Below are 10,095 nucleotides of genomic sequence, written 5' to 3' on the forward strand. Positions count from 1 at the left end.
GTCAAATCCCCGCCAACAAGAGGCCCAACATCGTTTTAGCATCGTTGATTGCTCCTTGCTGCAGGGCCGCGCGAAGTTCGTCCTTGGTATAATACTCAAGTTGAATGAACTCATCTTCGTCAGGTCGCTGCACCGAAGGTTCCAGTTGTTGGGCAACATAGAGATGCATAATTTCATCAGTAAAGCCAGGGGTAGTATATACCGTCGCTACCTTACAGAGCGAGCGGCTGATAAACCCTGTTTCTTCCTCAAGCTCCCGGGCGGCGCAGACGTCAGGATCCTCGCCCTTAGCTAGCTTACCGGCAGGAATTTCCAACATCACCTGCCTTGTTGCATGTCGATATTGCCTAACCAGGACAATACGCCCGTCGCTGAGAACCGGTACAATAGCTACTGCTCCGGGATGTTCAACCACTTCTCGTGTCGCCTCGCGGCCGTCAGGAAGACGCACCGTATCGACGCGCAGTCCAATCACTTTTCCCGTAAAGACGCGCGTAGACTTTAAAAGTTGTTCTTCTAACAATTGCATGAAACCCTCCTGATGCATTTTTTCAAAAACAAATAAATAAATTCACTCAGCCGTCGCCTCGGGCAATAACGCAAACGCATTAACCCGTCGCTATTGGCAATAAAACCGTGGCAAACCCACGGTTTTATTGCGTGTTATTCCATCCATGGATATTGCGTATAGCGTTTGAGTATAAATACGGGGTAACCGTAATTTTCCGGCTTCAGCCACTCCGGAACTACCACCCAGTTTATTGGCAGATCCAGTTCCCGGGCAGCCTGCTCGACAATAGCCAGCCCTTCTCGTACATGCTGCTCGGTAGTTTCCTCAGCCAGATTGGTATTACTGACCAAGCCACTTATTTTTAACCGTGCTACTTGCTCCAGGCGGCGCAAGGTGCTGATAATACCCTCAGGATTGCTGGTGAACGGCCGGCAAGTATTTACCACCATCATCGCTTGATAATTGCCGTCGACCAGCTGGCGATGAACCTGCCCCAAAACAATCGCCGCATCGCCGCCCCCCACATCGATAATCACCTGATAATCATCAGTGGCCAAAACACGCGCCAATTCATGGGGCAATACAGGTAAATCAGCATGAGAAAGCCGTTTTTCCGGCGCCACGACTAGGACGCCCTGCGCTTCGAGAACATCTCTGTTTTCTCTTGTTCGAAAGTAAGGTTTTACTAAATCTAAGTCGACAATTGCCGTAGGAAAACCGCAGCGCCGGAGGGCCAAGGCATAGTTTACGGCTAATTCAGTCTTGCCGCTGCCAAATTCGCCGACAAAAATCTTAATACGGGACGAGCCGACCAGTTCGTCAGTGTTATTCATTATAACCCTCCATTATTGGTAAATTTTGGCTTCTTCCTCACCACGCAGCACGCGCAACGCTCCTTCAACCAGAGCTTTAATCTCGTCTTCACCTGGATAAATCAGCACATCAGCGATAAATCGGACCCGGTTGCTAATCCAGCCGGTTAACATTTTGGAATGAGCCAGTCCGCCGGTAAGAACGATCGCATCGACCCTGCCGCTCACCACCGTAGCCATAGCACCGATTTCTTTGGCGACCTGGTAGGCCATAGCTTCATACACCAGAGCGGCATGCTTGTCGCCCGCATTAATTCTTCGCTCAATCTCACGTCCGTCATTGGTGCCCAAGTGGGCCACCAGACCGGCCGAACCAACAAGCTTTTTCTTCATTTGCTCCAGCGTGTATTTGCCGGAGTAGCACATTTTCACCAAGTCACCGGTCGGCACAGCGCCAGCCCGTTCCGGCGAAAAAGGCCCAGTTTCGTTAGGATTGGCAACATCAATCATACGCCCCCCCTGTTGGATGCCAACCGAAATGCCGCCGCCTAAATGAACCATAATAAGATTTAAGGAATGATAATCGCGCCCCAGGTCACAAGCCACGCGGTGAGCAACCGCTTTGAGGTTAAGCGCGTGAAACAGGCTGCGGCGCTGAATTTCCGGTATGCCGGTAATTCGCGCCAACGGCTCAAATTCATCCACACTAACCGGGTCAACGATAAAGGCGGGAATTCCGGCCTGGTCAGCAATGCCGCGGGCGATAAGGCCGCCTAAGTTAGATGCGTGCTCGGCTTGAACACCGGCGCGCAGGTCTTCGCACATTGTGTCGTTTACAATATACGTACCGCTTGGGATGGGTTTTAACGGCCCGCCCCGCCCCACAACGGCGCTAAGTTCCTCTATTTTGATGTCGTGTGTGGTCAAAACCTTTTCGACAAGCTGGCGCCGAAACTCATACTGGTCATTGATACGCGCAAACGGCGCCAATTCTTCCGTGCTGTGCCGGATAGTTTCTTCAAAAAGGCACGTTTCGTCGGCGTAGACAGCAATTTTGGTCGAAGTTGATCCGGGATTAATTGCTAAAATCTTATATTGGTACTTCAAAGTATTCCCTCCCTTGTTGAGCTAATAGTGTATTCCCTTTCGAAAAAAAAAATCCTCCCCTACATCTTCCATACTACAATGACTCACAACATAAAAAGCCACCGCGTAAGGTGGCTTAAAAATATTAGGCCCGCATTTCTATTCTAAGTTTATCGGCAATCATAGCCATAAACTCGGAATTGGTAGGCTTACCTTTTTCCCATTTAATAGTATAGCCAAACAATTTGTTAATCATTTCCATATTGCCACGACTCCAGGCTACCTCAATGGCATGACGGATGGCACGCTCCACGCGACTGGGAGTAGTAGAATACTTAGAAGCGATCATCGGATATAGTACTTTCGTGACTGCGCCAAGAAGCTCCATTTCGTTAATAATCATCATAATCGCATCGCGCAAATACTGATACCCTTTAATATGAGCCGGAATACCGATTTCGCGGATAATATTAGTTACTTCTATATCAATAGGACGCGCTTTTATTGCCTGGGCTACAACCGACCGCTGCGTGGTAATCATGCTAGCCAGCTGCCGGATGCGGCTGACCAGTACATCCATATTAAATGGTTTAAGAATATAGTAATCGGCCCCCAACTCGACAACCCGCTGAGTAATACTTTCTTGACCAAAGGCGGTTAACATGATAATCTTCGGCCGTTTTCCGCCTGCTTGTCCGATACGTTCGAGTACGCCGATACCGTCCAAATGAGGCATTATTATATCAAGAATAACCACCTCAGGCTTCTTTTCCTCGATGATGGACAAAATTTGTTCGCCGTTGTACGCTACGCCTACCAAATCAATGTCGGACTGCTGGCTAAGAAACTCTTGCATAATCTCTGAAAACTCGCGGTTATCGTCCGCTATCGCCACTTTGATCCTTTCCCTTTGCATCAATGTATCCTCCCTATGCATGATATGTAAATTTCATTCGACAAACACCGGCCATTTCCTTCCTTGTTTGGAAAAAAAAATACAGCAAAATGGCGGAATTTTATTCTCCCTTATACCATACCATCCTCACATACACAAAAAACACCGGGCTAGCCCGGTGTTTTAAATTAGTTTCCAACCGTCAATATGCAGTGTTTTAAATCCAAAGAAACTGCCTACCTCGATGGTAAGCGCAAAAGGACAGGAAAATCCTTTAGGAATATAGACATCTATACTATTAATAGCCTGCTTCTCGTAATCGGCACAGTTTTTCGGCGGGCCCAGTCGCACGGACGGGCCAAGATTGATTCGGCCTCAGCAGAGGGCAGTGCGCTGCACCTCGAAAATATGGACGGCGCCGCCTTTTTGCAAAATATAATCGCGGGCCTGATCAGTTATCTGAATCATAGTTCGGTCAGCCGCCGCCGCAATTCGGCGCTTTTTGCGGCAATATCTTCCGGCTGGGCGGCCGCTACCCTGGGGAAATCGCTAATCTCAATCGTTTCCAAAACCGGTCTCCGGCTTGCGTCGTAAAAAACACCGTACCATACGCCCGCAATTTCAGTTTCCAACCATTCGGCCGGTTCAGCCGTGTCATTTAGCTGTACTCTGACTGTTCCCTGGCCAAGAAAGGCATGAATAGCTTCCCTGTCGGCCTGCGTCAAGCCCATTTTATTAATGAACAAAGTATGCGTTTCGCCAGTACGGGCAAAACGTTCAAGTGCGGCAGCGATTTCAGTCAAAACGGCCCGTGCATGCGCTGAGATGTTAGCTTGCTGCATCATTTTTGACAACCTCCACCTGCCAAGACTCAAGCTGCCGGACTACCCGGGCAATCACAGGGTCTATCGCCGCTACCGCCGGCGGAGACAGGTCTAAACCAATGTCCAAGGAAGCCGGCTGAACACCGAACACCGTTATTTCCGTTATCGGTTGGCCAAGAATTTCAAGACTAGCCAGTACCTCCTGAATCCCCAATTCGTGCATGGAGACTTTTTCCCTAAAATAGCTTTTTACCGCCTGATCCTTAAACTCGTACAGCGTGCCGGGCGGGCCGTCGCCTGCTATGGCATCAATAATGATGAGCCTGTCGGTGCCGGTTAAAAAGCGCAGTAGCTCCATGCCTAAAGTACCGCCGTCAAGAACCTGCACATAAGGAGGAAAAGTATGGCGCCGGAGCAGTTCTTCTACTACCCTCACGCCAAACCCTTCATCCCGCAATAGTATGTTCCCGATGCCCAACACGGTCACTTGTTTCATCAGCAATATCTCCTAAGTCGATTGGTTCTTCGGCAAAAAATTTAGTACCGGTAATCATGCTTGATACTTCTCCGCATTCCTCCATCACATCAGCGCGGATGGCCATATATACATGAACGATCACGAAAAGGGCAATGGCCCAAGCAACATAGTGGTGGATAAGATGAACGACGTATTCGTCAATAAATAAATGGTTAAACGGCCCAAATAACTTTGCCCCCGCGCCGTTAGGATTAATCATAAAATACATGGCGAAACCGGTGACAATTTCAAGAAGAATAAGAACATACACTACCAAATAGGCGGTGCGGGCCAGAGAGTTGCGCAAGCACGGCCGGTGATGCGGACGGAGAAAGATATAGTGGAGAAACGTGTCGACCAAACCTTCCCAGTAGAGCTTCGTCCAAAATTTAGGCAATAACCGGTCGCCCTTGTTAACGGCAAAACCATATATACGCAAAATCAAGGCCGCAACCAGGAAATAAGCTGCACTAAAGTGGATAAAACGAATGGTCTCCATGGAAAAGATGTAACCCACAGCATAAGTAGCCTCTGTCCCCTGGTAGCCACTGAACGCCGGGTTGCCGATATACAGGCCGGTTGCAAATAAAACGGCGATAGAGCCGGCCATTACCCAGTGAAAGATACGAAGGAAGGGGCTATAAATCTTATACCGTTTAAGTGATCCCTCTTTCATGACCGTCCCTCCTTACACCCGACAGTAGGCGTCGGTATGGACAACGGACAACTGTTTGCCCGCTGCATCATAAAGGTGGGTGGCGCAAGCAATACAGGGGTCAAAAGAGTGGATTACCTTCAAAATTTCCAACGGTTTGTCAGTAACCTTGACTTTCGTGTCAATCATGCTGGCCTCATACGCCCCGTACCCCGCCTTACTATCCCGTGGACAGGCGTTCCAAGTGGTTGGGACAATCGCCTGGTAATTGGCGATTTTGCCGTCCTTAATAATGACCCAATGGCCTAGGGCGCCGCGCGGAGCTTCATGGAGCCCCACCCCTTTGCTTTCTTTGGGCCAGGAAGAAGGTTCCCATTTAGCCATGTTGGCTACCGTCGTATCGCCAGCGCGAATGTTACGGATTAGCTTATCGAAGTAATATTTATTGATATAGGCGTAAAGTTGTGCCTCTAAACCACGGACGGCAGTACGACCAAGCGTCGACGGCATCCATTTTTCCGGCGGAAGATTAAGCACTTTCGATACAGTGTCAATCTGGTCAACGACAAACTGTTCCGCCCAGGTTGGTTTTATGATGCCCTGCTTGACTTTAGTATAAATGATGATGTAGCGGGCAAGGGGACCCACTTCCGCTGTCTTGCCGCGCCATTTCGGCGTCTTGAGCCAAGAATATTTTCCTGCTTCGTCGAGATATTTCCAATTGGTCTTGGTTCCCTCTTTCGGACCGGTGTAATGCGGATTAGTAACACCTGCCCACGGGTGTAAGTCTTTACTGGCGTCGGGATAAGTATACCAGGAATGTTCGACTCCCTCGGCAAGAATGTTGGGATCGCCGTAATCTTTGCCTTCCAGGTTATGAAACTTGGCTCCTGCCACACCGGCCGCAAAGTTTTCCACCACACCGTTACAGCGGAGCAAACACTTTTTGTGAAAATCACCGTTAGCGATGCCGGTATAAGGCTCATCAGGAAAATCCCCGTAGCCAAGGACACGCTCTTTGGCCAGACCGCCGCCGTCAACATAACCTTTTTGGGCGTAAATGTGACCGATAGCAAGCAAATCTGGCAAGTAGAAGAAGTTAACCGCGGCTAGCGCCAGGTTGATAGAATTATCGACAACAGCCAAGCGCTGGGTATTGACTGGAGCATTCATATCATTCATAGAAATCGAACAGGGCATCCCGCCAACGATATAATGCGGATGAGGATTTTTCCCGCCAAAAATCACATGAGAAGCAACCAGTTCCCGTTGTTTGTCCAGCAGATTAAGGTAGTGGGCTACCGCTAAAAGGTGTACCTCCGGCGGTAAAATATCGTAGTCAGGGTGATCCCACCAGTGAGCGGCAAAAATGCCAAGCTGCCCGCTTTCCACTATCTTTTTTACCTTATTTTGCACTTCTTTAAAATACAGCGTCGTCGCCTTGGGAAATTCTTTCGGATAGGCATCAAAATCAAAATCCATCGGCCCGCTAAAAGTTAAGCGGTATTTCTCGAGAATTACGTTTTGCAGTGACGCGGTTGCGGCTGGGTCTGCCTTGAGCGCCGCCACAGGGCTTACCCAGTCCAAGGCATGGAGATGATAAAAATGGATCAGGTGATCCTGCGTCGTCTGGGTGGCAGCCATAATATTCCGGATATAGTTGGCATTCTTAGGAATTTCTATCCCCAGCGCATCTTCTACGGCGCGCAATGACGTGAGAGCATGGACAGTCGTACAAACACCGCAGATACGTTGCACAAAAGCCCAAGCGTCACGGGGATCGCGGTCTCGGACAATCAATTCGATCCCCCGCCAGGCAGTGCCGCTGGATAAAGCATCTTCCACTTTACCGGAAGTCTCGTCTATTTTAAGCTCTACGCGCAAGTGGCCTTCAATCCGCGTAACGGGATCAACAACTATTCGCTTCATGCTTGTGTCCTCCTTGTCTCACTATCGTCACTATGGCTGCTCCGCTTTTGGACGGCGGATAAGAGGCCGTGCGCCACAACTCCGGCCGCCGCAACGCCGGCTGCCACCATGCCCACCTTGTCCGCATTGGCAATAGTATTGGGTACGGGAATATTGGGCAGACGCTCATAAAAAGGGCCATTATCCCAGAAATTATTACTACTGCAGGCAATACAGCCGTGTCCCGATTGAATGGGGTAGGACAAACCGTTCCACCACCGCATGTTGCCGCACGAGTTATAAGTTTCCGGACCACGGCAGCCTACTTTGTACAAGCACCAGCCAGCCTTGCTGCCGGCATCGTCAAATTTTTCGACAAACATGCCGGAATCGAAGAACGGTCGGCGGTAACAGGTATCATGGATACGATTACCATAAAACTGTTTCGGTCGGCCCTTACTATCTAGCGGCGGGAGTTGCCCGAACAGGGCGTAATGCATCACCACGCCGGTCATGACTTCCGGAATGGGGGGACAACCAGGCACTTTTACAATCGGAATGCTGCTGCCTAGTACGTCGCTAATGGAAACCGACTTGGTCGGGTTCGGCTTAGCCGCCTGAATTCCGCCCCAGGCGGCACAGGAGCCGTACTCAATGATGGCGGCAGCGCCTTTTGCCGCCTCTTTTAAAGCCGTGATAAAGGTTTTACCGCCAACCATGCAGTGAATTCCTTCATCAGCGAGCGGCACGGCACCTTCTACGGCCAATATGTACTTTCCGGCGTATTTCGTCATGATATCAGCCAAATGATGTTCAAACGGTTCACCGGCAGCTGCTGCTAAAGTATCGCTGTACTCCAGCGAGATCATGTTCAGCACTACATCAGAAGCCAGCGGCGATTGCGAGCGGATAAACGCCTCATCGCAACCGGTACACTCATGCCCGTGAAGCCAAATTACCGGCACAAGCGGCTTCTTTTCCGCCGCGGCCACTACTTCCGGCACCATTGCTGGCGATAATCCCAGAATCCCGGTAATAGCTACACACGTCTTAAGGAATGTGCGCCGGCTCAAATTTTTCTGTTGAAATAAGTCCCATAAGGAGTCCTTTTTGTCCACGGTAACACCCCTCCCATATTTTGTTAACTAACAAAAAAGTAATTTCCTTGTGCGCAGCTTTTTGATTTCTATGTTAGCACGGAATATTCCTCCAATGAACTGCAAACTTAATTATACAGCTATAGGTAAATGTTATTTCTTGCCACGCTCGCACAAAAAATTAGGGAGCACACCGACAGGTGTACCCCGCTCAACATACTTAGCTTTTATTGAATATCGCTTAAATCTTCCGGCTTTTCCTCATAAAATTTGACCCCAGAAATAATGCCCGATATCTCGCCGCCTTTCTCCATCCAATCGGCGCGGGATGCCATGTATAAATGAACAATAACAAATAACACGATCAGCCAGGCCGTATAGTGGTGAATAAGATGGACTACATACTCGTTTACAAAGAGAAAGTTTACCGGGCCGAAAACTTTAGCTGCCCAACTGTTAGGGTCAATCATGCTATACATAGCAAAACCGGTAATAATCTCCAGCAATATCATTATATATACGGCAAGATAGGCCGTCCGGGCCAGCGAGTTGCGCAGGTAGGGACGGTGCTGCGGTCTAAGGAACAAATAATGCAGCGTCGTGTCGACAAAACTTCCCCAGAAATGACGGGTCCAAAACCGCGGCAGCAACCTGTCGCCTTTGTTAATAATCCAACCGTATACGCGCAGAATTAGGGATGAGGTTAGTAGATAGGCGGTCACAAAGTGGTTATAGCGCATGGACTCCATCGACAAGATGTTAGTGACGGCAAATGTTGCTTCGATGCCCTGGGTTCCGATGAAAAAGGGATTGCCGATGTACAGTCCTGTAAGAAACAGGACTACTATTGCGGGAACCATGACCCAATGAAAGAGACGCAAGGCGCCGCTGAAAACATAATAGGCGTCAACGCTTTTGACAGGGTTTTTCACCCTTATCCCCACCTTGTATATTAAGAGTAGCGACCAGTTGATTAACATAATCAACCAAAGCTGCTCTTCTTTATTTTTGAAAATGAAACATCCTCAAAATCTCTTTACGGTCCTGGGATGTCTTTGGGAAAATAGCCATAGGTGGATGTCTACCAAGGGAATGTTCCGTTTCCCCCTGTTGCCCCTCTTGAAGGGTTCTTCCACAGTAAGAGTGTTCCCCTGGCCCCATGGTATAGACCTACACGCTGAATGTTTCCCGTTCGGCCGCCCCTTCCGCCAGCAGAGGAAGGCTTGTGCACCGGTGGCCTCCGGTGTATTCCAATAGCACGCAAGGCTGTCGTTCATGGGTTTCCCAGGGACATCCCAGGACCGTAGACATCCTCATCCTGTTTGAAAGGAGGTGTTTCCTATGCCATCTCCCTTGTTTGTCGGAATTGATGTAAGCAGTCAGGACAATGTTGTTTGTTGCTTAACACTTCAGGAAGAAAAACGGCCTTTGTGTCGTTTTTCCGTTGCCAACAACCGTCCTGGCATCTTAGAATTCCAGGACCGCATTGTCTCTCTTGTCCATAAACACGGTTTTGATCAAGTCCTCTTTGGCTTGGAACATACAGGTTGTTATTCCACTCATGTCGCCATGTATTTGCAACATCATTTATCGTTTGATTGCCCTGAAACCAAGGTATATGTTTTCAATCCAAGCCTGATTAGGGATTTTAACGAAATCACACTACCTCGACGCTCCCAAGAATGACCGTGTGGATGCCTGGTTCATTGCATCCAAGCTCCGCTCTGGCCATTTACCTCACCTTTTACTTTACTGAGCCGTCTTGGTTTACAGCGCTTAGCCAGGGCCCG

Annotated in this window: 12 protein-coding genes; 1 reads left to right on the forward strand and 11 read right to left on the reverse strand. The window is 49.2% G+C overall.

Features of this window, described 5'->3' with window-relative positions; genetic code table 11:
* Window position 1: 1 nt before the first annotated feature.
* The 11 genes from TCARDRAFT_RS12870 to cybH (TCARDRAFT_RS12915) all read right to left on the reverse strand — a co-directional run bounded on the left by TCARDRAFT_RS12870 (window position 2) and on the right by cybH (TCARDRAFT_RS12915) (window position 9,237).
* Window positions 2–529 carry an NUDIX hydrolase gene (locus TCARDRAFT_RS12870; protein ID WP_007290410.1) on the reverse strand — a complete coding sequence of 176 codons (528 nt, stop codon included), beginning with the start codon at window positions 527–529 and terminating at the stop codon, window positions 2–4.
* A 134-nt stretch (window positions 530–663) separates the two neighbouring features.
* Window positions 664–1,344 (reverse strand): tyrosine-protein kinase family protein, encoded by a 681-nt coding sequence (locus TCARDRAFT_RS12875; RefSeq protein WP_007290411.1) that lies wholly within the window; start codon window positions 1,342–1,344, stop codon window positions 664–666.
* A gap of 12 nt (window positions 1,345–1,356) precedes the next feature.
* Complete coding sequence (buk, locus tag TCARDRAFT_RS12880; protein WP_007290412.1) at window positions 1,357–2,430, reverse strand: butyrate kinase; 1,074 nt, start codon at window positions 2,428–2,430, stop codon at window positions 1,357–1,359.
* Window positions 2,431–2,554: 124 nt separating this feature from the next.
* Window positions 2,555–3,325, reverse strand: coding sequence for a sporulation transcription factor Spo0A (spo0A, locus tag TCARDRAFT_RS12885; protein ID WP_007290413.1), 771 nt, complete (start codon window positions 3,323–3,325; stop codon window positions 2,555–2,557).
* Between the two features lie 162 nt (window positions 3,326–3,487).
* Complete coding sequence (locus TCARDRAFT_RS16440; protein WP_408643056.1) at window positions 3,488–3,673, reverse strand: CC/Se motif family (seleno)protein; 186 nt, start codon at window positions 3,671–3,673, stop codon at window positions 3,488–3,490.
* A gap of 95 nt (window positions 3,674–3,768) precedes the next feature.
* The gene (locus tag TCARDRAFT_RS12890; protein ID WP_007290414.1) at window positions 3,769–4,149 is read right to left on the reverse strand and encodes a hydrogenase expression/formation C-terminal domain-containing protein; all 381 of its coding nucleotides are present in this window, start codon (window positions 4,147–4,149) and stop codon (window positions 3,769–3,771) included.
* Entirely contained in the window at window positions 4,133–4,624 is a 492-nt protein-coding gene (locus TCARDRAFT_RS12895) for a HyaD/HybD family hydrogenase maturation endopeptidase (protein WP_007290415.1), read from the reverse strand. The genes TCARDRAFT_RS12890 and TCARDRAFT_RS12895 overlap by 17 nt, the downstream gene beginning before the upstream one ends.
* Complete coding sequence (gene cybH, locus TCARDRAFT_RS12900) at window positions 4,575–5,321, reverse strand: Ni/Fe-hydrogenase, b-type cytochrome subunit (RefSeq protein WP_007290416.1); 747 nt, start codon at window positions 5,319–5,321, stop codon at window positions 4,575–4,577. The genes TCARDRAFT_RS12895 and cybH (TCARDRAFT_RS12900) overlap by 50 nt, the downstream gene beginning before the upstream one ends.
* 12 nt (window positions 5,322–5,333) lie before the next feature.
* Entirely contained in the window at window positions 5,334–7,229 is a 1,896-nt protein-coding gene (locus TCARDRAFT_RS12905; RefSeq protein ID WP_007290417.1) for a nickel-dependent hydrogenase large subunit, read from the reverse strand.
* Window positions 7,226–8,326: a hydrogenase small subunit gene (locus TCARDRAFT_RS12910; protein WP_007290418.1), complete on the reverse strand. Its 1,101-nt coding sequence runs from the start codon at window positions 8,324–8,326 to the stop codon at window positions 7,226–7,228. Before TCARDRAFT_RS12910 ends, TCARDRAFT_RS12905 begins: the two co-directional genes overlap by 4 nt.
* A 206-nt stretch (window positions 8,327–8,532) precedes the next feature.
* Window positions 8,533–9,237 carry a Ni/Fe-hydrogenase, b-type cytochrome subunit gene (cybH, locus tag TCARDRAFT_RS12915; RefSeq protein ID WP_007290419.1) on the reverse strand — a complete coding sequence of 235 codons (705 nt, stop codon included), beginning with the start codon at window positions 9,235–9,237 and terminating at the stop codon, window positions 8,533–8,535.
* Between the two features lie 409 nt (window positions 9,238–9,646).
* On the opposite strand from cybH (TCARDRAFT_RS12915), the gene TCARDRAFT_RS12920 reads away from it, so the two are divergent.
* Window positions 9,647–9,991, forward strand: a complete 345-nt coding sequence (locus TCARDRAFT_RS12920; RefSeq protein ID WP_040683436.1) for an IS110 family transposase — start codon at window positions 9,647–9,649, stop codon at window positions 9,989–9,991.
* Window positions 9,992–10,095 lie beyond the last annotated feature (104 nt).

It is taken from the genome of Thermosinus carboxydivorans Nor1, from assembly GCF_000169155.1.
GTDB lineage: Bacteria > Bacillota > Negativicutes > Sporomusales > Thermosinaceae > Thermosinus > Thermosinus carboxydivorans.